The sequence below is a fragment of the Rhizobium sp. BG4 genome (genome assembly GCF_016864575.1).
Classification (GTDB): Bacteria; Pseudomonadota; Alphaproteobacteria; order Rhizobiales; family Rhizobiaceae; genus Rhizobium.
The window spans coordinates 2,012,349-2,034,905 of sequence record NZ_CP044125.1 but is presented as its reverse complement, the minus strand read 5'-3'; the positions used below and the strand labels follow the sequence as shown (position 1 = coordinate 2,034,905).

The 22,557-nt window shown below is 62.0% G+C and carries 22 protein-coding genes; 14 read left to right on the top strand and 8 right to left on the bottom strand.

Annotated features, from left to right (window positions below; genetic code table 11):
• Nucleotides 1–189: 189 nt before the first annotated feature.
• A complete protein-coding gene (gene acnA / locus F2982_RS10375; protein ID WP_112718389.1) occupies nucleotides 190–2,880 on the bottom strand; it encodes an aconitate hydratase AcnA in 2,691 nt (896 codons plus the stop codon).
• A 261-nt stretch (nucleotides 2,881–3,141) separates the two neighbouring features.
• On the opposite strand from acnA, the gene ccmA reads away from it, so the two are divergent.
• The 5 genes from ccmA (at nucleotide 3,142) to F2982_RS10350 (ending at nucleotide 6,199) form a co-directional block, all read left to right on the top strand.
• Nucleotides 3,142–3,789: a heme ABC exporter ATP-binding protein CcmA gene (ccmA, locus tag F2982_RS10370; RefSeq protein ID WP_203427764.1), complete on the top strand. Its 648-nt coding sequence runs from the start codon at nucleotides 3,142–3,144 to the stop codon at nucleotides 3,787–3,789.
• 157 nt (nucleotides 3,790–3,946) lie between these two features.
• Entirely contained in the window at nucleotides 3,947–4,606 is a 660-nt protein-coding gene (ccmB, locus tag F2982_RS10365) for a heme exporter protein CcmB (protein ID WP_203427763.1), read from the top strand.
• A gap of 58 nt (nucleotides 4,607–4,664) precedes the next feature.
• Entirely contained in the window at nucleotides 4,665–5,426 is a 762-nt protein-coding gene (locus F2982_RS10360) for a heme ABC transporter permease (RefSeq protein WP_203427762.1), read from the top strand.
• 3 nt (nucleotides 5,427–5,429) lie between these two features.
• Complete coding sequence (gene ccmD, locus F2982_RS10355; RefSeq protein WP_203427761.1) at nucleotides 5,430–5,597, top strand: heme exporter protein CcmD; 168 nt, start codon at nucleotides 5,430–5,432, stop codon at nucleotides 5,595–5,597.
• Nucleotides 5,594–6,199 carry a DsbE family thiol:disulfide interchange protein gene (locus tag F2982_RS10350; RefSeq protein WP_203427760.1) on the top strand — a complete coding sequence of 202 codons (606 nt, stop codon included), beginning with the start codon at nucleotides 5,594–5,596 and terminating at the stop codon, nucleotides 6,197–6,199. The genes ccmD and F2982_RS10350 overlap by 4 nt, the downstream gene beginning before the upstream one ends.
• Before the next feature lie 173 nt (nucleotides 6,200–6,372).
• On the opposite strand, the gene F2982_RS10345 is transcribed toward F2982_RS10350, so the two are convergent.
• The 6 genes from F2982_RS10345 to F2982_RS10320 form a co-directional block, all read right to left on the bottom strand.
• Nucleotides 6,373–6,960 carry a DUF2585 domain-containing protein gene (locus F2982_RS10345; RefSeq protein ID WP_130283201.1) on the bottom strand — a complete coding sequence of 196 codons (588 nt, stop codon included), beginning with the start codon at nucleotides 6,958–6,960 and terminating at the stop codon, nucleotides 6,373–6,375.
• Entirely contained in the window at nucleotides 6,957–7,601 is a 645-nt protein-coding gene (locus F2982_RS10340; protein ID WP_130283199.1) for a septation protein A, read from the bottom strand. Before F2982_RS10340 ends, F2982_RS10345 begins: the two co-directional genes overlap by 4 nt.
• Nucleotides 7,602–7,679: 78 nt before the next feature.
• A complete protein-coding gene (ftsY, locus tag F2982_RS10335) occupies nucleotides 7,680–9,290 on the bottom strand; it encodes a signal recognition particle-docking protein FtsY (protein WP_203427759.1) in 1,611 nt (536 codons plus the stop codon).
• A 16-nt stretch (nucleotides 9,291–9,306) separates the two neighbouring features.
• Complete coding sequence (gene mtaB, locus F2982_RS10330) at nucleotides 9,307–10,581, bottom strand: tRNA (N(6)-L-threonylcarbamoyladenosine(37)-C(2))-methylthiotransferase MtaB (RefSeq protein ID WP_203427758.1); 1,275 nt, start codon at nucleotides 10,579–10,581, stop codon at nucleotides 9,307–9,309.
• Nucleotides 10,578–11,483, bottom strand: a complete 906-nt coding sequence (dapF, locus tag F2982_RS10325; protein WP_203427757.1) for a diaminopimelate epimerase — start codon at nucleotides 11,481–11,483, stop codon at nucleotides 10,578–10,580. The genes mtaB and dapF overlap by 4 nt, the downstream gene beginning before the upstream one ends.
• Nucleotides 11,484–11,556: 73 nt before the next feature.
• Nucleotides 11,557–12,564, bottom strand: a complete 1,008-nt coding sequence (locus tag F2982_RS10320) for an MBL fold metallo-hydrolase (RefSeq protein WP_203427756.1) — start codon at nucleotides 12,562–12,564, stop codon at nucleotides 11,557–11,559.
• A 294-nt stretch (nucleotides 12,565–12,858) separates the two neighbouring features.
• On the opposite strand from F2982_RS10320, the gene ffh reads away from it, so the two are divergent.
• The 5 genes from ffh to trmD all read left to right on the top strand — a co-directional run bounded on the left by ffh (nucleotide 12,859) and on the right by trmD (nucleotide 16,564).
• The gene (gene ffh, locus F2982_RS10315; protein ID WP_199627911.1) at nucleotides 12,859–14,439 is read left to right on the top strand and encodes a signal recognition particle protein; all 1,581 of its coding nucleotides are present in this window, start codon (nucleotides 12,859–12,861) and stop codon (nucleotides 14,437–14,439) included.
• 16 nt (nucleotides 14,440–14,455) lie between these two features.
• Nucleotides 14,456–14,764: a chorismate mutase gene (locus tag F2982_RS10310; RefSeq protein WP_112718363.1), complete on the top strand. Its 309-nt coding sequence runs from the start codon at nucleotides 14,456–14,458 to the stop codon at nucleotides 14,762–14,764.
• A gap of 48 nt (nucleotides 14,765–14,812) precedes the next feature.
• Nucleotides 14,813–15,181, top strand: coding sequence for a 30S ribosomal protein S16 (gene rpsP / locus F2982_RS10305; protein ID WP_112718361.1), 369 nt, complete (start codon nucleotides 14,813–14,815; stop codon nucleotides 15,179–15,181).
• 129 nt (nucleotides 15,182–15,310) lie between these two features.
• The gene (gene rimM, locus F2982_RS10300; protein ID WP_112718359.1) at nucleotides 15,311–15,880 is read left to right on the top strand and encodes a ribosome maturation factor RimM; all 570 of its coding nucleotides are present in this window, start codon (nucleotides 15,311–15,313) and stop codon (nucleotides 15,878–15,880) included.
• 3 nt (nucleotides 15,881–15,883) lie between these two features.
• Complete coding sequence (gene trmD / locus F2982_RS10295) at nucleotides 15,884–16,564, top strand: tRNA (guanosine(37)-N1)-methyltransferase TrmD (protein ID WP_203427755.1); 681 nt, start codon at nucleotides 15,884–15,886, stop codon at nucleotides 16,562–16,564.
• A gap of 28 nt (nucleotides 16,565–16,592) precedes the next feature.
• On the opposite strand, the gene F2982_RS10290 is transcribed toward trmD, so the two are convergent.
• On the bottom strand, nucleotides 16,593–18,047 hold the full coding sequence (locus F2982_RS10290; RefSeq protein ID WP_112718355.1) for an NCS1 family nucleobase:cation symporter-1: 1,455 nt from the start codon (nucleotides 18,045–18,047) through the stop codon (nucleotides 16,593–16,595).
• Nucleotides 18,048–18,382: 335 nt separating this feature from the next.
• Between F2982_RS10290 and rplS the strand changes: the two genes are divergently transcribed.
• The 4 genes from rplS to leuC all read left to right on the top strand — a co-directional run bounded on the left by rplS (nucleotide 18,383) and on the right by leuC (nucleotide 22,352).
• Nucleotides 18,383–18,919, top strand: coding sequence for a 50S ribosomal protein L19 (gene rplS, locus F2982_RS10285; protein WP_112718353.1), 537 nt, complete (start codon nucleotides 18,383–18,385; stop codon nucleotides 18,917–18,919).
• Between the two features lie 148 nt (nucleotides 18,920–19,067).
• Complete coding sequence (locus F2982_RS10280) at nucleotides 19,068–19,865, top strand: transporter substrate-binding domain-containing protein (RefSeq protein WP_203427754.1); 798 nt, start codon at nucleotides 19,068–19,070, stop codon at nucleotides 19,863–19,865.
• A gap of 16 nt (nucleotides 19,866–19,881) precedes the next feature.
• Nucleotides 19,882–20,700, top strand: a complete 819-nt coding sequence (locus F2982_RS10275) for an amino acid ABC transporter permease (RefSeq protein ID WP_203427753.1) — start codon at nucleotides 19,882–19,884, stop codon at nucleotides 20,698–20,700.
• A gap of 242 nt (nucleotides 20,701–20,942) precedes the next feature.
• Nucleotides 20,943–22,352 (top strand): 3-isopropylmalate dehydratase large subunit, encoded by a 1,410-nt coding sequence (gene leuC / locus F2982_RS10270; RefSeq protein ID WP_112718341.1) that lies wholly within the window; start codon nucleotides 20,943–20,945, stop codon nucleotides 22,350–22,352.
• Nucleotides 22,353–22,557 lie beyond the last annotated feature (205 nt).

The window sequence follows — 22,557 nt, the reverse complement described above, 5'->3', positions numbered from 1 at the left end:
GACCGATACCGCAGGCCCCGATTACGACCGTAGAGATAATCCTTCCGGCTCAAAACGGGAAGTAACGAACGGGTGAGACAGGCCCACCCGCCATCGCAGCCGGAACACATCGCCGTGAGCCCCGTCCCGCAAAGAAAAACCGCCGGAGATTGCTCTCCGGCGGCGATTATCATGCGCTTGTCTTAAGAATTAAGCAGCGAGATCACGCAGAACCGTCTGCAGGATGCCGCCGTTGTTGAGGTAGATGACCTCATCCAGCGTGTCGACGCGCGACAGAAGCGGAACTTCCTTCACGGTGCCGTCGCCGTAGGTGATCTTGGCAATCTTCTTCTCACGCGGCTTGATGTTCTCGAGACCTTCGATGGTGACGATTTCGTCGCCCTTCAGGCCGAGGCTCTGCCAGGTCGTGCCCTCTTCGAAGACGAAGGGGATGACGCCCATGCCGACCAGGTTCGAGCGGTGGATACGCTCGAAGCTCTGCGCGACGACAGCCTTGACGCCGAGCAGGTTGGTGCCCTTTGCAGCCCAGTCACGCGAAGAGCCGTTGCCGTATTCGACACCGGCGAAGATGACCAGCGGAACGCCCTCGGCCTTATACTGCATGGCCGCGTCGTAGATCGATTCCTCTTCCTTCGACGGATAGTGGATCGTGAAGCCGCCTTCCTTGCCGTTCGCACCCAGCATGTGGTTGCGGATACGGATGTTGGCGAAGGTGCCGCGCATCATGACTTCATGGTTGCCGCGGCGCGTGCCGTACTGGTTGAAGTCGGCAACGCCGACGCCGTGACCGGTGAGATATGCACCAGCCGGCGAAGCCGCCTTGATCGAACCGGCCGGGGAAATGTGGTCGGTGGTGATCTTGTCGCCGAAGAGACCGAGGACGCGAGCACCCTTGATATCGGAAATGCCGCTACCGGTCTTGCCCATGCCGACGAAGTAAGGCGGGTTCTGGACGTAGGTCGACTGGTCGTCCCAGGCGTAGGTCTGGCCCGGAGGAACCTGAACGGCCTGCCAGTTTTCATCGCCCTTGAAGACGTCGGCATACTTGGACTCATAGAGTTCGCGCGTGACGTACTTCTGGATGAATTCCTGCACTTCGTGCGAGGTCGGCCAGATGTCCTTGAGGTAGACAGGGTTGCCGTTCTGGTCTTCGCCGATCGGCTCCTTGGTCAGGTCCTTCTGGACCGTACCGGCAAGCGCGTAGGCGACGACGAGCGGCGGGGAGGCGAGGTAATTCGCCTGAACGTCTGGCGAGATGCGGCCTTCGAAGTTACGGTTGCCCGAGAGCACGCCCGAAACGATCAGGCCCTTGTCGTTGATCGTCTTCGAGATCGGCGCCGGCAGCGGGCCGGAGTTACCGATGCAGGTCGTGCAGCCGAAGCCGACGAGGTTGAAGCCGAGCTTGTCGAGATCGGCCTGCAGGCCGGACTTGGCCAGATATTCGCCGACGACCTGCGATCCCGGAGCCAGCGAGGTCTTGACCCACGGCTTGGTCTTCAGGCCCTTGGCAACGGCGTTGCGGGCGAGAAGGCCGGCAGCGATCAGAACCGACGGGTTGGACGTGTTGGTGCAGGAGGTGATGGCAGCGATGGCAACGTCGCCATGGCCGAGATCGAAGTCGGTGCCTTCAACCGCATAGCGGTTCGAAAGCTGGCCGGGCTTCTTGTATTCGCCTTCGAGCGAGCCGGCAAAGCCGGACGCGATGTTCTCGAGCGGGATGCGGCCTTCCGGACGCTTCGGGCCGGCCATGGCAGGCACGACGTCGCCGAGGTCGAGTTCGAGCGTATCGGTGAATACGAGGTCGGAACCATCGCCTTCACGCCACATGCCCTGAGCCTTGGAATAGGCTTCGACGAGGGCGATGCGGTCCTTGGTGCGGCCCGACATGTTGAGGTAGTTGACGGTTTCGCCATCGACCGGGAAGAAGCCGCAGGTCGCGCCGTATTCCGGACCCATGTTGCCGATGGTGGCGCGGTCGGCGAGCGGCATGTTGTCGAGGCCCGAGCCGAAGAATTCGACGAACTTCGAAACGACGCCCTTCTTGCGCAGCATCTGAACGACCATGAGCACGAGGTCGGTCGCGGTGACGCCTTCCTTCAGCTTGCCGGTGAGCTTGAAGCCGATGACTTCAGGCAGCAGCATGGAAACCGGCTGACCGAGCATCGCAGCTTCGGCTTCGATACCGCCAACGCCCCAGCCGAGAACGCCGAGACCGTTGATCATCGTCGTATGCGAGTCGGTGCCGACGCAGGTATCAGGATAGGCGATCGTCTCGCCGTCCTCTTCCTTCGTCCATACGGTCTGGCCGAGATATTCGAGGTTGACCTGGTGACAGATGCCGGTGCCCGGAGGAACGACGCGGAAGTTCTGGAATGCCTGCTGGCCCCACTTCAGGAAGCGGTAGCGCTCGCCGTTGCGCTGGTATTCCAGCTCGACGTTCTTGGCGAAGGCCTGCGGCGTGCCGAATTCATCGACGATGACCGAGTGGTCGATGACCAGATCGACGGGAACCAGCGGGTTGATCTTCTCGGGGTCGCCACCGAGCGAAACCATCGCATCGCGCATTGCGGCCAGATCGACGACAGCCGGAACGCCGGTGAAGTCCTGCATCAGCACGCGAGCCGGGCGGTATGCGATTTCGTTTTCGACCGAGCCCTTGTTGACGAGCCATTCGGCAACAGCCTGGATGTGCTCCTTCGTAACCGACTGGCCGTCTTCGAAGCGCAGCAGGTTTTCGAGCAGGACCTTCATCGAATAGGGAAGCTTCGAGACGCCAGCCAGGCCATTCGCCTCAGCCTTCGGAAGGCTGTAATAGACGTAGTCCTTACCGTTGACGGTGAGGGTGGAGCGACAATTGAAGCTGTCAAGAGATTTAGACACGAGATACCCCGTTTCTGATAGCCAACACAGTCGTGCGAACGCCTATGCACTTAATGCACATCAGGATGCGGGTACGGCCATTTCCGCTGTCCGCACGTGGAAAGAATATTCCATGTTCGGCGCAAGGATGAAGTTCACGCCGACCGCTGGCGTGGTTGCGGGTCTTATAGATAATTTCTAAGAAGGGTGCCAGATAGTGCGTGGCCCATTTCGGACATTTTTTGCGACGCAATGACTAAAATCTTAAACAACGGAAATGCCGTGCACCTGACTGCCGAGAAACTCGCTGCGCGCCGGGGCGAAGACCTGATTTTCGAGGACGTGTCCTTCAACCTCGAAAGCGGCGAAGCATTGGTTTTGACTGGCAAAAATGGATCGGGAAAGTCCACTTTACTGCGTGTCGTTGCCGGTCTTCTTCGCCCCGAAAGGGGTGCCGTGCGCTTCACTGATTCGCACGGTTCGGACGAGCATCGCGCCAGCGAAGTCAGCCATTATCTCGGCCATCGGAACGCGATGAAAAGCGAGCTCACGGTCGAGGAAAATCTCGCCTTCTGGCAGGACTTTCTGGGCGACGTTCTCGGCGTCTCCGGCATGTCGATCGCCGATGCCGCCGACGCTGTCGGCCTCTCCGGCATTACCCACCTCCCCTTCGGCTATCTCTCTGCCGGCCAGCAACGCCGCTTCGCCTTCGCCAAGCTGCTCGTCGCCTATCGCCCGATCTGGATCCTCGACGAGCCGACGGCGGCGCTTGATGCCAGCGCCGACAGGCTGTTTGCGGAGCTGATCGGCGCGCATCAGAGAAAGGGCGGCATCGTGCTGGCGGCGACGCATCAGCCGCTGGGGTTGGAGAATGCGCGGGAATTGCGGATGACGGGATTTGCGGGTGTGGATCAGGGGGTGTGGGGATGAAGTATTCATTTTCCGCTGCATCAAAGGCCCCTCCCCAACGTTTGCGATCCCCCAAGCAGATGTTGGCCATTCTCCACTACGAGGGCAGCGGGCTAAATCCCTCCCCCCTGTGGGGAGGGGTTGGGGAGGGGTTTTCATTCATAGAGGGCCAAACCCCATGAAAGCCCTCTTCCTCCGAGACCTCAGGCTCTCCATCCGCTCCGGCGGCGGCGCGCTCATCGGCGTCCTGTTCTTCCTCACCGTCGTCGCCGTCATCCCCTTCGGCGTCGGCCCCGATCTCAACCTGCTCTCGCGCATCGGCCCGGCGATCGTCTGGATCGGTGCCCTGCTTGCCGCCCTCCTCGGCCTCGACCGCCTCTTCCAGGCGGAGCGCGACGATGGATCGCTTGATATCCTGCTGATGCAGGAAGCGCCGCTGGTGCTAACGGTCTTCATGAAATGCCTAGCGCACTGGACGGCAACCAGCCTGCCGCTCGTCATCGCCTCGCCGCTGCTCGGTCTCTTCATGAACATGAACGAAACGGCGATCGGCGCGACGATGCTGACGCTGCTGGTCGGCTCGCCCGCGATCACCTTCATCGGCGCTGTCGGCGCGGCCGTTGCTGTCGCCCTGCCGCGCGGCGGCCTGCTCGTCTCGATCCTCGTCCTGCCGCTGACGATCCCGGTGCTGATCTTCGGCGTCAGCGCCACCTACGCGGCCGTCGAGGACCCGGCGCCATTCATGCCGCCCTTCCTCGTGCTGATCGCGCTGACGCTGTTCTTCGCCGTCATCGGCCCGGCAGCGGCGGCTCTGGCGCTCAGAAACACGTCGGATTGATCGCGCCGTTGACCGGCATCAATTGCGGGAGAACCGCGTTCAAGGTAAAGAACCGCTCATGAGCGAAACCAGCCTGGCCATCAGCAAATTCAGCGACCTTGCAAACCCGACCCGGTTTCTGGCGCTCGCAAGCCGTGTCATTCCCTGGATGGCAGGCATCACTGCCCTCTGTCTCGCCGTAGGGCTCTATCTGAGCTTCGCGACAGAAGGCGACTACCAGCAGGGCGAGACCGTCCGCATCATGTATATCCATGTGCCCTCGGCCTGGCTGGCGATGATGTGCTACACGGTCATGAGCATCTCGGCGATCGGCACGCTGGTCTGGCGCCATCCGCTGGCCGATGTGTCCGCCAAGGCCGCCGCGCCGCTCGGCGCCGCCTTCACGCTTCTCGCTCTCGTCACTGGCTCGCTCTGGGGCAAGCCGATGTGGGGCACCTGGTGGGTCTGGGATGCGCGCCTGACGTCGGTTTTCGTGCTCTTCCTGATGTATCTCGGCCTGATCGCCCTCAATCGCGCCATCGACGATCCGTCGAAAGCCGCCCGCGTCGTCGCCGTCCTGATCCTCGTCGGCTTCGTCAACATCCCGATCATCAAGTTTTCCGTCGAGTGGTGGAACACACTGCACCAGCCGGCAAGCGTCATGCGCCTCGACGGCCCGACAATCGATCCCGAATTCCTGCGTCCACTCCTCGTCATGGCTGTCGGCTTCACGCTGCTATTCTTCACGCTGCACATCATGGCGATGCGCAACGAGATCTGGCGCCGCCGCGTCGCCGCTCAGCGCCGCCTTGCTGCGCGCATGGCAAGCCGCGAGGACTGATCGATGACGCATGCTTTCTACGTCTACAGCGCCTATGGCTTCGCGGCTTTCGTGACGGTTGCCGTCACACTCTGGATCTGGGCCGACGGCCGCGCCCGCCAGAAGGAGCTCGCTGCCCTCGAAGCCTCCGGCATCCGCCGCCGGTCGGCCCGAAAGAAGGATGACGAATGAGCGCGCCCGAGACGCAAGAGACCAAGGCGCGTGGCCTCAGCCGCTATGCCGTCGCCCTGATCCCGCTCCTCGTCTTCGGCGGCATCGCTGCGACTGCGGCCAAGATGCTCTACGACCAGGACTTCCACGGCAAGGACATCTCGGAAATCCCCTCCGCGCTGCTCGGCACCAAGGCGCCCTCGCTGAACCTCGCACCGCTCGAAGGCTCCAACCTGCCGGCACTGACGGACGCTGCGGTCAAGGGTAAGCTGACGCTCGTCAACGTCTTCGCCTCCTGGTGCATCCCATGCCGGCAGGAACATCCGATCCTAAAGCAGCTCGCCGCCGACGGCAGGCTCAACATCGTTGCCATCAACTACAAGGACAAGAGCGAGAACGCGCTGCAGTTCCTGAGCGAACTCGGCAACCCGTTCAAGGCAATCGGCGTCGATCCGAACGGCAAAGCGGCGATCGACTGGGGCGTCTATGGCGTTCCCGAAAGCTATCTCGTCGCCCCTGATGGAACGATCATCTACAAGCGCGTCGGCCCCTTCGACGAGATCAGCATGAAGGAAGGGCTCTTCCCGGCGATGGAGAAAGTGCTGGGGAAGCCGGCGTCCTAAAACGTCGCATTATATGACTGACGCTTGACCGTGCAGCCCCCTCATCCGGCCCTATCGGGCCACCTTCTCCCCGCTGGGTAGAAGGGATCGGCGACGTCGCGGCATCTTCCCTTCTCCCCGGCGGGGAGAAGGTGCCGGCAGGCGGATGAGGGGGCTGCACGGCAAAACGTCCGCTAAATCGCACCCTGCCAGGTCTTGATCGCCTCGACCGGCCAGATCAACATCAGCACATTGAGCGTCAGATTGTCCCGGATCATGTAGCCGGTGAACAGCTCGAAGAAGATGGCGATCGCGACGGTCAGCGCTACCGGTGCCCGGGCCGCGAAGAAGAAGCCGATCACCATGAACACGGCATCCATTGCCGAATTGATGATGCTGTCGCCGTAATAGTCGAGGGAGATCGTCGCCGCGCGGTAGCGATCGATGATGATGGGCGAATTCTCGAGCAGCTCCCAGCCGGATTCGATCACCAGCGCCAGGAGCAGGCGAGCCGCAAACGGCTTGCCGCGCAGCACGAGATGCGCCAGCCCATAGAACAGGAAGCCGTGGATGATATGCGAGGGCGTGTACCAGTCCGAGAGGTGCTGGGAATTGCCGCTGGAATTGACGGTACCTTCCCAGAGTTTCACATATCCGCAGGTGCAGATGATCGTGCGGCCCATGAAATATTCAGCCACGACCTGCGCAAGGAGCACGGCAAAGCAGGCGAGAACCCAGAAGGTCTGATGTTTCGTGCGCTCGGCCGTACTGTCGAAGCTCACTTCTCGGTTTCTCCCGCAGGCTGGATCGTGTGCTTCAGGATCAGCGGCATCTGCGCCATCGTGAACAGGATGGTGATCGGCATCGTCCCCCAGACCTTGAAGGCGACCCAGAAATCATCGGAGAAATTCCGCCAGATGACTTCGTTGAGCACGGCGAGGAACAGGAAAAAGATGCCCCAGCGCAGCGTCAGCTTCCGCCATCCCTCGGCATCGAGCTGGAAGGCGGCATTGAAGACATAGCCGAGCAGCGACTTGCCGAAGGCGAGGCCGCCGAGCAGCGCCACGCCGAACAGCGCATTGACGATCGTCGGCTTCATCTTGATGAAGGTCTCGTTCTGGAGATAAATCGACAGCGAGCCGAAGATCAGCACCACAATGCCCGAGACGAAGGGCATGATCGGCAGATGGCCAAGGATGATCTTCGAGGCAACCAGAGAAATCACGGTCGCCGCCATGAACAGGCCGGTAGCGACGAAGAGCGGACCGCCGAGCTCGGCAAGAGCCGGGAAGCGATCGACGAGCCACTGGCCACGCAGGTTGGCGAAGAAGAAGATCAGCAGCGGTCCGAGCTCCAGCGCCAGCTTCAGCAGCGGATGATGCCGGTCTGCGGCGGAGGGCGTGATATCGCTTTCGGTGGTCATGCTTTCGTAAAACCTGTCAGTTTCGGGCCGGTCTCAACCGGCCGCGGCTTGCGCGCTCTTGGCGGCTTATCTGTGGCATCATTGACCGATACCGGCAATGGCATGTGCGAAATCCTCGGCCTCGAAGGGCTCCAGATCGTCCACGCCTTCGCCGACGCCGATGAAATAGACCGGCAGTTTGTGCTTGGCGGAGATGGCAACGAGGATACCGCCGCGCGCCGTGCCGTCGAGCTTGGTCATGATCAACCCGTTGACGCCGGCGACGTTGCGGAAGATCTCCACCTGGTTCATGGCATTCTGGCCGGTCGTCGCATCGAGCGTCTGCAGCACGGTATGGGGCGCGTCAGGATCGAGCTTGCCGAGCACGCGCACGATCTTCTCGAGCTCGGCCATCAGCTCCGCCTTGTTCTGCAGGCGCCCGGCGGTATCGATGATCAGTACATCGCATTTCTTCGCCTTCGCCTGCTCGAAGGCGTCATAGGCGAGACCGGCGGCATCGGCGCCGAGCTTGGTGCCGATGAATTCGGATTTGGTGCGGTCGGCCCAGATCTTCAGCTGCTCGATCGCGGCGGCGCGGAAGGTGTCACCGGCGGCGACCATCACCTTCAGCCCGGCGCCCGAGAGCTTGGCGGCCAGCTTGCCGATCGTCGTCGTCTTGCCGGTGCCGTTGACACCGACGACGAGAATGACATGCGGCTTGTGGCTGAGATCGAGCTGCAGCGGCTTGGCGACCGGCTTCAGGACCTTGACGATCTCGGTTGCCATGATGCGCGTGACGTCTTCGCCCGTCACATCCTTGCCGTAGCGCTCCGAGGCCAGCGTATCGGTGACCCGCATCGCAGTCTCGACGCCGAGATCAGCCTGGATCAGCAGGTCTTCCAGATCCTGCAGCGTTTCGTCATCGAGCTTGCGCTTGGTGAAGAGCGCGGTGATCTGGCCGGTCAGCTGCGAGGAGGTGCGCGCGAGACCGGCACGGAGACGCTGGAACCAGCTGAGCTTCGGCTGGATGACGACGGGTTCGGGTTCTGGTGCGGCGGCGCCTGTGGCGAAACCTTTCGGGAGGATGGGTGACTGTTCGGACGGCGCGTCTTCGGCGTCCGATACTTGTTCAGCCTGCGCTTCTTCGATGTCCGCGGGTGCGATACCCCCCTCTGCCCTGCCGGGCATCTCCCCCACAGGGGGGGAGATTGGCTGAGCGGGGAGGTCTTGCGCCACTTCGGCGTCGAGAAGGCTTTCGTCTTCCTTCGAGAGGATTTCTTCCGGGAAAGTTTCAGTCGGCTCTACGCGGCCTTCTTCGCGATCGGGAACAGCATCCTCGACCTGATCTCCCCCCGTGTGGGGGAGATGTCCCGTAGGGACAGAGGGGGGTGTTTCCGCAGGGATCGCAGTAGAATCCTCAATCTCAGCCTCGGCTTCCGCCTCCAGCAAAGACAACGGCACCACACCCACATCGCTCATCTGCGCGACATCAGGCAGGATCGCCGGCTCTTCCGCTTCCTCAGCCACCTCAGGCTCGGCAACATCAGCAACAGGCCCGCCAGCCGTCTCCACCTCTTCCGGCAGCACCGGATCGGCAGCAACCGGCAGTTCTTCCTTCACCGGCTCGATGGCGGGCGCAGCCTCTTGCGGCTTTGCCTCTTCGAGCGGCTTGCCGAAGGTGAAGACCTTTTTGATGAAACTGAGGGCCATGAGAATTCCGTGAAAGTCAGGCGGCCTCTGCGGCCGTCAATTGCATGTCGAGGTGCTTGCCGTTGTGACCGGTGATTTCGGCCTGCAGCATGGAGCGCGGGCGAAGGCCGGGGGCGGCAACGAGCGTGAAGTTTTCGGTATGCGCCAGGCCGTTGTTTTCGACCAGCAGCGATTGCCGCGTTCCAACCATCCTGTCGAGATGGGACTGGTAGAGCGTCTGTCCAGTGGCCCGCAGCCTGGCGGCGCGATCCTTGATCAGCGAGCGGTCGAGCTGCGGCATTCGGGCGGCCGGCGTGCCCGGGCGTGGGCTGTAGGGGAAGACGTGCAGATGTGCGATGCCGGCCTCTTCGGCGAGGCTGACGGCATTGGCAAACATCTCCTCGGTCTCGGTCGGAAAGCCGGCAATCATATCAGCGCCGAGGCTGATCTCGGGCCGCAAACGGCGCACCTGCGCGACGAAATCGAGCGCATCGGCGCGGCTATGCCGCCGCTTCATGCGCTTCAGGATCATGTCGTCGCCATGCTGCAGCGACAGATGCAGATGCGGCATGAAGCGCGGCTCGTCGCCGATCAGGTCGAAGAGATGCTGGTCGGCCTCGATGCTGTCGATTGAGGAAAGGCGGAGGCGCCGGATTTCGGGGATCTGCTTCAGCAGCGTCTTGGCAAGCAGCCCGAGCGTCGGCTGGCCCGGCAGATCGGCGCCGTAGCTGGTGGCATCGACACCCGTCAGCACGATCTCGCTATAGCCGCCCTCGACCAGATTTCGGGCCTGATCGACCACGGCGCCCATCGGCACCGACCGCGAATTGCCGCGGCCATAGGGGATGATGCAAAAGGTGCAGCGGTGGTCGCAACCGTTCTGCACCTGGATGAAGGCGCGCACATGACCGTCGATATGCTTGACCATCTGCGGCGCCGTCGCCTTGACGCTCATGATGTCGTTTACGCGCAGCTTCTCTTCGGCGGACACACCGAAATCGGGAAGCGCGCGATAGGAGGCGCTCTTCAGCTTCTCCTCGTTGCCGAGCACAGCATCGACCTCGGCCATCTCGGCAAAAACCTGCGTCTCGGTCTGCGCCGCACAGCCGGTGACGATGATGCGGGCATGCGGATTTTCCCGTCGCGCGCGGCGGATCGCCTGGCGCGCCTGGCGCACGGCCTCGCCCGTTACGGCGCAGGTATTGACGAGGATGGCATTGTTGAGCCCGGCCTTCTCGGCCTCCGCCCGCATCACTTCGGATTCGTAGGTATTGAGACGGCAGCCGAAGGTAATGACCTCGACGCCGCTCACCGCGCCTCGGCTCCCTGCTCCGCATCGCGCGACCAGCTGCCGGTCGTCGGATCGACCATGCCGGACCATTCCCATTCGGCAGGCCCGGTCATGATGACGTGATCGTCGCGCTCACGCCATTCGATAGAGAGCGAACCGGCATTCGGGCTGCTCGCCACCTTGATTTCGACCTTGCGGCCGGTGCGGCCGGTGCGCGCTGCCGAAACGGCGGTGGCACAGGCAGCAGAACCGCAGGCGAGCGTCAGGCCGGCGCCGCGCTCCCATGTGCGCGTCGTGATCGAGGTGGGCGAGGTGACCTGCGCCAGCGTGATATTGGCGCGCTCCGGAAACATCGGATGGTTTTCGAGCAGCGGTCCGAAGCGGGCGAGGTCGAAGGACATCACATCCTTATCGACCCAGAAGATCGCATGCGGATTGCCCATCGACATGGCCGACGGCGAATGAAGCACCGGATTGTCGATCGGCCCGATCTGCAGCTCGATGCGGCTCGTGTCATAGAATTCTTCGGCGAGCGGGATCTTGTCCCAGGCAAAGACCGGCTTGCCCATGTCGACGGAGATCGTCCCGTCCTCATGCTCGACGGCGTTCAGAATGCCGGCGACCGTCTGGAAGGTGAAGATCTTCTTGCCGGTTTCGGCAGACAGTGCCTGCACGACGCAGCGTGTGCCGTTGCCGCAGGCCTGCGCCTTCGAGCCGTCGGAATTGAGGATGTCGATCCACGCATCGGTGCCGTCGGCCCGGGGATCATGGATCGCCATGATCTGGTCGAAGGCGGTATCCGGATCGGCATTCAGCGCGATCGCGGCATCGGGCGTCACCTTGTCGCCGCGGCCGCGCATGTCGACAACCAGGATCTTGTTTCCAAGCCCGTTCATCTTCGCGAATTCGACCGTTGCGCTCATTGCTGCCACTTCCATTGCTTTCGGGCTGTATATGGCGGAAACGCGGGCGAATTACCAGTGGTTTACCGGGCGCTCACGCAACCGGCACGTCAAACACTTCACCTGCGCGCAGCGGCCGGAAGCGGCCGGGTTCGATACCGCGGGCTGAAAGCGCCTGCTGCAGCGCTGCAACCGGCGCGTCGATCGCCTCGTTGGTCAGCTGGAAGGTGGCGAAATGGTGCCCGGCGACATGGGCGGCGTTGCAGAGTTCCATGCCAACCACCGCCTCTTCCGGGTTCTGGTGCTGCCCCTTCATGAACCAGCGCGGCTCGTAGGCGCCGAACGGCAGGATGGCGAGGCGGAAGCCGCCATGCTTCTCGCGTGTCGCCTTGTAATTGATGCCCTCGTGAAAGCCGGTATCGCCGACATGGTAGATCTTGCCCGCAGGCGTCGAGATGACGAAGGCGGCCCAGAGTGCCATGCGCCGGTCGCGCGTGCCGCGGGCCGACCAGTGATGGCAGGGCTCGGCATCGATCGTCACGCCGTCCCAGTAGGAAAGCTGGTCGCCCCAATCCATGTCCGAGATCTTCGCGTCGGGAATGGCACGGTGGATGATCGTGTCGTTGCCGAGCGGGGTGATGAAATGCGGGCCATGCTCTTCGAACAGCCTCTTCAGCGTCCTGATATCGAGATGGTCGTAGTGATTGTGCGAGACGAGTACGATATCGATCGGCGGCAGGTCCTCGAAGCGGATGCCGGGCGGCGACACCCGCCGCGGCCCGGCGAAGGAAAAGGGGCTGGCGCGATCCGACCAGACGGGGTCCGTCAGAATATTGAGCCCGGCAACCTGTATCAGCAGGCTCGCATGGCCGACCATCGTCACCCGCAGATCCTCGCCATCGATGCGTTGAGCAGGTTTCGCCGGAGGAAATGGGCTGTCGACTGCCTTCGGCCAGCGGAAGCGCCCGCCGCCGAACTGCCAGCGCATCAGCGCGCGAAAGCCGAGCGGCTCGATCCCTTCAGGATTGAAAAACTGAACGCCATCGAAGTGGTCTGAAACCGGCCCCTGATAATAGGAATTGCGCATCTTGGCGTCGGGCATGAGCGAATGGACTCTCGTGGCGGGATGATGCATTTGGGATCGGAAGCGTGGTTTGAGAAGAACCGGAAGCGCTAATTTGGCTGCTTCGGCTTGACTTTCCGGCCGCTTTCCTGTTTACCGCGCCTCAATTCTGCGACGAGCGACATGACTCCGAGCCGCCGACCGGGACCCTGATCCCGGAGGTCCACACCCGACAGCGCGATGCGCCCTCGGGTGCTTTTTGGCTTTGCGTCTTGTTTTCGTCAAGGAAAAGCACAAGGTTTCCGTCATCCCGGAAATCACAAGGAAGAGCCGATGTTTGAAAACCTCCAGGACCGTCTTGGATCCATTCTCAATGGACTGACAGGCCGTGGCGCGCTTTCGGAAGCCGATGTTTCCGCAGCGCTGCGCGAGGTTCGCCGTGCGCTTCTGGAAGCCGACGTCTCGCTGGAAGTCGTTCGTGGCTTCACCGACCGTGTTCGCGAAAAGGCCGTCGGCGCCGAGATCCTGAAGTCGATCAAGCCCGGCCAGATGGTCGTCAAGATCGTCCATGACGAGCTGATCGAGATGCTCGGCGGCGAGGGCGTGGGCGTCGATCTTCATGCCGTAGCGCCCGTCGTCATCATGATGGTCGGTCTGCAGGGCTCCGGTAAGACGACGACTTCGGCAAAGATTGCCAAGCGGCTCACCGACCGCGAAAAGAAGAAGGTGCTGATGGCGTCGCTCGATACGCGCCGTCCGGCCGCCCAGGAACAGTTGCGCCAGCTCGGCGTCCAGACCGGCGTCGATACGCTGCCGGTGATCGCTGGCCAGTCGCCGACCGATATCGCCGCACGCGCCGTCCAGGCTGCGAAGCTCGGTGGCCACGACGTCGTCATTCTCGACACCGCCGGCCGTACGCATATCGACGAGCCCTTGATGGTCGAAATGGCCGACATCAAGAAGAAGTCGAACCCGCATGAAATCCTCCTGGTCGCCGATAGTTTGACCGGTCAGGACGCCGTCAATCTGGCGCGCAACTTCGACGAACGCGTCGGCATCACCGGCCTCGTTCTGACCCGTATGGACGGCGATGGCCGCGGCGGTGCAGCGCTGTCGATGCGCGCCGTCACCGGCAAGCCGATCAAGCTCATCGGCGTCGGCGAGCGCATGGGCGAGCTGGAGGAATTCCATCCCCGCCGTATCGCCGACCGCATCCTCGGCATGGGCGACATCGTTTCGCTGGTCGAGCGAGCCGCCGAAAACATCGACGCCGAGAAGGCGGCTGCCATGGCCGCCAAGATGGCCAAGGGCAAGTTCGACCTGAACGACCTCGCCGATCAGCTGCGCCAGATGCAGAAGATGGGCGGCATGGGCGGCATCATGAGCATGATGCCCGGCATGGCCGGCATGAAGGACAAGATGGCGTCCGCCGGTCTGAACGACAGCCTGTTCGGCCGCCAGCTGGCGATCATCTCCTCGATGACCAAGGCCGAGCGCGCCAACCCCGATATGCTGAAGCATTCGCGCAAGAAGCGCATCGCCGCCGGCTCCGGCACCGACGCCTCCGACATCAACAAGCTTCTGAAGATGCACCGCCAGATGGCGGACATGATGAAGATGATGGGCGGCAAGGGTAAGGGCGGCCTGATGAAGCAGATGATGGGCGGCCTTGCCGGCAAGATGGGTCTTGGCGGCATGGGTGGAATGGGCGGCATGCCCGATCTCTCGAATATCGACCCCAAGCAGCTGGAAGCGCTCCAGAAGCAGGCCGAAGCTGCGGGTCTTGGAAAGCCGGGCGGGGGCATGCCCGGTCTCGGCGGAATGCCGGGTGGCTTGCCCGGGCTCGGTGGCGCCAAGCTGCCGGGTCTCGGCGGTGGTTTCCCGGGTCTTCCCGGTTTGCCGAAGAAGAAGTGAGAGGATCGCCTGCCCCATGATTGATCCAGACGTCAAAGCCCAGCTTTCGGGTTACCGCCAGTCGATCGACAATATCGACGCGGCACTCGTCCATATCCTGGCCGAACGCTTCCGCTGCACCAAAGAGGTCGGCGTGCTCAAGGCCAAGTACCAGCTGCCGCCGGCCGATCCGGCGCGCGAAGAATACCAGATCGAACGCCTTCGCCGCCTGGCGAAGGATGCCAATCTGGATCCGGATTTCGCCGAGAAGTTCCTGAACTTCGTCATCACGGAAGTCATCCGGCATCATGAGCAGATCGCTGCGGACCACGCCGCAGCAAAGTGAACAAACCGCCTCACGAAGCGGTCCAAGAAAGCCTAAGGAGTAAAGAACATGGCACTGAAAATTCGTCTCGCACGCGGTGGTTCCAAGAAGCGCCCGTACTACCACATCGTTCTCGCCGACGCCCGTTCGCCGCGCGATGGCCGTTTCCTCGAGAACCTCGGTTCCTGGAACCCGATGCTGGCCAAGGACAACGACGGCCGCATCAAGCTGAACAACGACCGTATCAAGCATTGGCTTGAGCAGGGCGCACAGCCGACCGACCGCGTTCTCCGCTTCCTCAACGAAGCCGGCCTCGCAAAGCGCGACGCCAAGAGCAACCCGGAAAAGGCAAAGCCGGGCAAGAAGGCTCAGGAGCGCGCTGCTGAAAAGGCTCAGAAGGCTGCTGACGCCGCTGAAGCTGCAGCTTCCGCAGAATAATCCCAGAAGGATTTCCTTATGGGGCGGGCGGCATGGCGACATGCCGCCCGTTTTCGTTTTCAATCCGGTGCACTTCGTTTATGAGAAGCGTGAACTCGGATCGATGCCGGCATTCGGACGAAGGACACCATGACAAAGCTTGAAAACCCGGTGCTGATGGGCACGATCGGCGGCGCGCAGGGCATCCGCGGCGAAGTCCGCGTCAAGCCCTATACCGCTGATGCGACCGCGCTCGGCGATTACGGCCACCTGCACAGCCTCGATGGCCGCGTCTTCGAGGTCCTCGAATTGCGCGAAATGAAGAACATGGTCGTCGTCCGCTTCCGCGGCGTCAACGACCGCAATGCCGCCGAAGCGCTGAATGGCCTCGAACTCTATATCGAGCGCGACAATCTCCCCGACGACGAGCTTGAGGAAGACGAATTCTTCTATGCCGATCTCGAGGGGCTGGAAGCGCTCGACGACAAGGGCGTCAGCTATGGCACGATCACCGGCGTCTTCGATTTCGGTGCCGGCGATCTTCTGGAGCTCAAGGGTCCGGGCAAGCGTCCCGTGCTGATTCCGTTCTCCGAGGCATCGGTACTTGAGATCGATCTTGAAGGCGGCACGATCCGTATCGATCCGATGGCTGCCGGTCTCGTCGACGATCCCGAGGACATCTCCAAGCTCGCCTCCGGCAAGCCGAAGAAAAAGAAGTAAGTCATGGCCTTCCGGGCAACCGTGCTCACCCTCTATCCGGAGATGTTTCCGGGCCATCTCGGCTTCTCGCTGTCAGGCAAGGCGATGGAGCGCGGGCAGTGGTCGCTGGAACCAGTGCAGATCCGTGATTTCACCACCGACAAGCATCGCACCGTCGACGATACCCCGGCCGGTGGCGGCGCAGGCATGGTGCTGAAGCCCGATGTTCTCGCGCGTGCCATCGATACGGTCTCGGAAAACGACAATCGCCCCCGCCTGCTGATGAGCCCCCGCGGCAAACCGCTGACGCAGAAGCGCGTTCGCGAACTCGCTGGGGGTGAAGGCGTCATCATCGTCTGCGGCCGCTTCGAAGGTGTCGACCAGCGCGTCATCGATGCGCGTGAGCTGGAAGAGGTCTCGATCGGCGATTACGTGCTATCAGGCGGCGAACCCGCTGCGCTGACCGTCCTGGACGCGATCGTCCGCATCCTGCCCGGCGTCATGGGTAACGATCTCTCCGGCCTGCATGAAAGCTTCGAGGGCGGCCTGCTGGAGCATCCGCATTATACCCGTCCGCAGGAATGGGAAGGCCGGGAAATCCCCGCGGTTCTGACCTCAGGCAATCACGGCGCCATCGAGAAGTGGCGGCATGAACAGGCCGTCGCCCTGACCAGGAAACGACGGCCCGACCTCTTGGAAGAGTAGACGCCCGGAGAACCGGGCGCATCACATGTCAGGTGGCGGCGCCGACGGCCGAGCCGCGCGTGCTCATGCGCAGCACATAATAAACCAGGCCGCCGATGCCGACGCCGAAGAACCAGCCATAGGTTCCCCACCAATCCGGCAGGATCGAGGTGAAGGTCGGCAGGATCGACGAGAACACCATACCGACAATGAAGGCGATGAAGGCGTTCGTGTGCCAGCCGTTCTGGAAGCGGAATTCGCCGTTCTCCTGGTAGAGCGCGGCAACATCAAGCTCGCCCTTCCGGATCAGATAGTAGTCGACCATCATGATCCCGAAGATCGGCCCCATCGTCGAGCCGATGAAGTTGACGAAATGCGCCGCACCCGTTTCCCACGGAGCGAACGGATAGAGCACCAGCGCGATCAGAGCCGCGATATAGCCGCCCCGCTTGAAGCTGATCTGCCGCGGAAAGACGTTCGAGAAATCGAAGGCCGGCGAGACGAAGTTGGCGACGACATTGATGCCGAGCGTGGCGACGGCGAAGGTCAGAGCCGCAAGCAGCGCCAGGAACCAGCTGTCGAATTTCGCTGAGATCGCTTCCGGATGCAGCAGCACCTCGCCGTAAACGGTGAAGGCGGCCGTAGTTGTGACACCGGCAACAAGGCAGAAGGCGAGAAGGTTGATCGGCAGCCCCCAGAGATTGCCCTTGCGCAAGGTCTTCGTGTCCTTGGCATAGCGCGAGAAGTCGCAGAAGTTCAGGTAGAGCGCTGCGAAATAGGTGATCCAGGTCGCAGCCACGGCCGCAAGTGCCGGGAAGGATCCGGGCTCATAGGAAATGCCTGCGTCCTTGGTCTTTTCGATCAGCACGTCGCGCGGGATTTCGCTGCCGAAGGAGAAGGTGCCGGCCTTGGTGACGAGATAGACGGCAAGAATGAGCATCATGATCCAGACGGCAGGGCCTGCCCAATCCTGGAATTTGCGCACGGTTTCCATGCCGCGCTGGATGATCAGCAGCTGCAGCCCCCAGATGATGACGTAGCAGATCACCTCGAGCGTCGAGTGGCCGAGCATATGACTGTTCTGGTGGAAGGCGAGGATGCTGTCGTTGCGGATGAGAAGCGCAACGATGGCGCCGGATGCCGCCGCCGTCTGCGCGCCGTACCAGAAGCAGGCGACGACCGCGCGCACCAGCGCCGGGAGGTTGGCGCCGAACGTGCCGAAGGAGGCGCGCGCGAGAACCGGGAAAGGCACGCCCGTCTTGACGCCGGCATTGCCGACGAGGCTCATGAGGAAGAAGATGACCAGCGAGCCGATGCCGATCGCAATCACGAAGTTGATGAAACTGCCGCAGAGCAGGAACAGACTGGCGGCGAGATAATAACCCCAAAGACTATGGACGTCGGACGTCCAGACATTGAAGATACTGAAGGCGCCCCACTTCCTCTCCTCTGCAGGCGCCAGGTCCTCGTTATACAACGAAGGCGATGGATTGCTTATCGACATTCATTCCCCTCCAAATTCCCACGGGTCATGATTTGGCCCGAATCAGAATCTGCTCCTAAATTAGGCATTCGACAAATAATTAATCACTGAAGTCGCAGCCATGATCGCGCGGAGAAGCGCAGCGAACCGCCCGGCATTGCGGATTTTCCGGCGGAGAGGGGTGACAAGGTCTGCGTAATAGGGTATGCGCACGCCCGGAATGGGAAAACTCCCATCAGCCAAGCAAAGAAAAACAGACGAATTCGCTCCTGCCTTCACCGGCATATATCTGAGGCTCGACCAAGGATAGATCGTTCAGAGCGCTCTGGCTGTTGAACCAACAATGAGGTTGAGTCATGAACATCATCCAGCAGCTTGAGGCCGAACAGGTCGCCAAGATCGAAGCCCAGCGCACGCTCCCGGAATTTTCCCCGGGCGACACCGTCCGCGTTAACGTCCGCGTCAAGGAAGGCAACCGTACCCGCGTACAGGCCTACGAAGGCGTTTGCATCGCTCGCTCCGGCGGCGGCCTCCAGGAGAACTTCACGGTTCGCAAGATCTCCTACGGCGAAGGCGTCGAGCGCGTATTCCCGGTTTACTCCCCGGCTGTCGAAAGCGTTGAAATCGTTCGCCGCGGTAAGGTCCGTCGCGCCAAGCTTTACTACCTGCGCGATCGTCGCGGTAAGTCGGCTCGTATCGTCGAGAACACCGGCACCCGCGCCCGCAAGCTGAACGAAGCCGAGCGCGCTGCAGTTGCCGAGGAAAAGGCACGCATCGAAGCTGAAAAGATTGCAGCAGCACAGGCTCTCGCCGCCGAAAAGGCAGCAGCAGAAGCCGCTGAAGCAAAGGCAGCCGCAGAAGCAGCAGCCGCCGCTGAGCCGGCAGCAGAATAAGTTCTGCGAAGCAAAATCATTGCATGAAAAGGCGGTCTTCGGCCGCCTTTTCTGTTTTAAGGCAGCAACTGCAAGTTCACCGCTCTTGCCATCGCCTTCTCTTCTATGACAGTTTTCGCCAGCTACATTTTTCCGGGGACTTTTCAGCATGCTTTTCCGCCGCACCATTCTCGCAGGCCTTGCCGCTCTCACGCTCTCGCCGCTCGCGGCCGTCGCCGACACCCTGCCCGATCTCGGCGGCAAGACGGTCGTCGTGGTCACCGAGAACGCCTATCCGCCGTTGCAGTTCGTCGACCCGAAGTCCGGCAAGCAGATCGGCTGGGAATATGATGCGATGAACGAGATCGCCAAGCGGCTGAACTTCAAGGTCGAGTACCAGAACACCAGCTGGGACGCGATGATCCAGGCCGTCTCCGACAATCAGTACAACATCGGCATGACCGGCATCACCATCAAGGACGACCGCAAGGCGAAGGTTGATTTCTCCGACCCCTATATGCGCTCGCAGCAGTTCATGCTGGTCCGCGCCGATGAGAGCCGCTTCACCGACGGCAAGACCTTTGGCGCCTTCAAGGACGGCCTGGTCGGCGCTCAGCCTGGCACCTCGCCCTTCTACACCGCCGTCTACGAGATCCTCGACGGCAACGAGCAGAACCCGCGCATCAAGCTCTTCGAAACCTTCGGCGCCACCGTTCAGGCGCTGAAGACCGGCGACGTCGATACCGTGCTGACCGACGGCGTGGCCGCCAAGGGCTATGTCGATGCCTCGAACGGCGCGCTGAAGGTCATCGGCGGCCCGCTCGGCACCGAGGATTTCGGCTTCATCTTCCCGAAGGGTTCGGACCTTGTCGCGCCCGTCAATGCGGCGATCGCCAGCCTGAAGGCCGACGGTACGCTCGACGCCCTGAACAAGAAGTGGTTCCTCGACTACAAGATGGGCCAGTAATTCCGGATCATCGCAGATGGCGCCACACCCATCCCCGCGATCCGAGAAGGGCGACTATCCCTGGTGGCTGGTCGCCCTTGCCATTATCGGCATCATTCTCGCCATCGTCATCGTCACCAACGGTATCTATGCGCAGGTCTTCCAGACCGTCGTCAACGGCGTGTGGGTGACGGTCTTCGTCACCATCGTCGCCTTCGTGCTGGCAACGGTCCTCGGCCTCGGCATCGCCCTCCTCGGGCTGTCGGACAGCGTCGTCCTCAGGCAGATCTCGCGCTTTTATATCGAGGTCATCCGCGGCATCCCGATGCTGGTGCTGCTCTTCTACGTCGCCTTCGTCGGCGCGCCTGGGATCGTTGCCGCCTATAATTTCCTGATCACGCCGCTCGTCAAAGCCGGCGCCGCCGAGCCTATTCTCGTGCGTGACCTGTCGCTGATGTGGCGGGCGATCATCGCGCTGATGATCGGCTATTCCTCGTTCATCGCCGAGGTCTTCAGGGCAGGCATCCAGTCGGTCGATCACGGCCAGATCGAAGCCGCCAAGGCGCTCGGCCTGTCGCGCTACCACCGCTTCCGGCTGGTCGTCTTCCCGCAGGCGATCAAGGTGATCTTCCCGCCGCTCTCCAACGATTTCGTGTCGATGGTGAAGGACAGTTCGCTGGTTTCCGTGCTCGGAGTCTCCGACATCACGCAGATGGGCAAGGTCTATGCGTCAGGCTCATTCCGCTTCTTCGAGACCTATTCGATCGTCACCTACATCTACTTGATCCTGACGATAGGCCTGTCTCTGGCGCTGCGGCGGGTGGAGATGCGCATGCGCCGGACAAGAGGCCGCTAGGCCGCCTCACGATTCGAATTGCCGACACGCGGAAAAATCGCTATATCCAGCGCCATGGAAAGCAAGTTCAAGTGCATTGGCGCGCATATCTTCGTGCTGCAGGACCATTACCGCCTGCCCGCACGTTTCTTTGCGTCGGTTTGCGGTGCGCTCAACAGCCGACTTCGTTGATCGAATGACGGCCGGCGGGCCTTGCCGCCATTTTTCCATTTTCATCGCATCCAAACACGGATTGAACTGCCATGAGCGCACCGCGTACCCTTTACGACAAGATCTGGGACGATCACCTGGTTGACGAACAGGCTGACGGCACCTGTCTTCTCTACATCGACCGCCACCTGGTCCACGAAGTCACCTCCCCGCAGGCTTTCGAAGGCCTGCGCATGACGAACCGCAAGGTTCGCGCGCCGGAGAAGACGCTGGCGGTGGTCGACCACAACGTTCCGACCTCGCCGGATCGCCACCTCGGCATCAAGAACGAGGAAAGCCGCATCCAGGTCGAGCAGCTCGCCATCAACGCTGCCGAATTCGGCGTCGAATATTACTCCGAGAACGACAAGCGTCAGGGCATCGTCCACATCATCGGACCGGAACAGGGCTTCACCCTGCCGGGCATGACGATCGTCTGCGGCGACAGCCATACCTCGACGCATGGCGCCTTCGGTTCGCTCGCCCATGGTATCGGCACGTCTGAAGTCGAGCACGTTCTCGCCACCCAGACGCTGATCCAGAAGAAGGCGAAGAACATGCTGGTGCAGGTCGACGGCCAGCTGCCGGCAGGCGTCACCGCCAAGGACATCGTTCTTGCCATCATCGGCGAAATCGGCACCGCAGGCGGTACCGGCTACGTCATCGAATATGCCGGCGAAGCGATCCGCGCGCTGTCGATGGAAGGCCGCATGACGATCTGCAACATGTCGATCGAAGGCGGTGCCCGTGCCGGCCTGATCGCGCCTGACGAGATCACCTTCGAATATCTGAAGGACAAGCCGCGCGCGCCGAAGGGCGAAGCGCTGGAACAGGCGATCGCCTACTGGAAGACGCTGAAGACCGACGAAGGCGCGCATTACGACCGCATCGTCAAGCTCAACGCCGCCGAACTGCCGCCGATCGTCTCCTGGGGCTCCTCGCCCGAGGACGTCATCTCGGTTCAGGGTATCGTTCCGAACCCTGATGATATCCAGGACGAGACCAAGCGCACCTCCAAGTGGCGCGCGCTCGACTATATGGGCCTGAAGCCCGGTACGCCGATCACCGATATCAGCATCGATCGTGTCTTCATCGGCTCCTGCACCAACGGCCGCATCGAAGACCTGCGTGAAGTCGCCAAGGTCGTCGAAGGCAAGACCGTTGCTTCCACCGTCAACGCCATGATCGTTCCGGGCTCCGGCCTCGTGAAGGAACAGGCCGAGAAGGAAGGCCTGGACAAGATCTTCAAGGCTGCCGGCTTCGACTGGCGCGAGCCGGGCTGCTCGATGTGCCTCGCGATGAACGACGACCGCCTGAAGCCGGGCGAGCGCTGCGCCTCGACCTCGAACCGCAACTTCGAGGGCCGCCAGGGCTTCAAGGGCCGCACGCACCTCGTGTCGCCCGCAATGGCTGCTGCGGCGGCGATTGCCGGCCACTTCGTCGATATTCGCGAATGGAACTGAGCCTTTAGGTTCAAGAGATGAAAAGGGCGGCCTTGAGCCGCCCTTTTTCGTTTGTGAGGACCCCCGCCCCAAACCCCTCCCCACAAGGGGAGGGGCTTAGCTTGCTGCGCCGCTGTGACCCAACTGACCATCAAATAGGGAGCCGGTGCGCAAACCTCGCGCTCGCCGCAGGCCCCTCCCCCTTGTGGGGAGGGGTTGGGGAGGG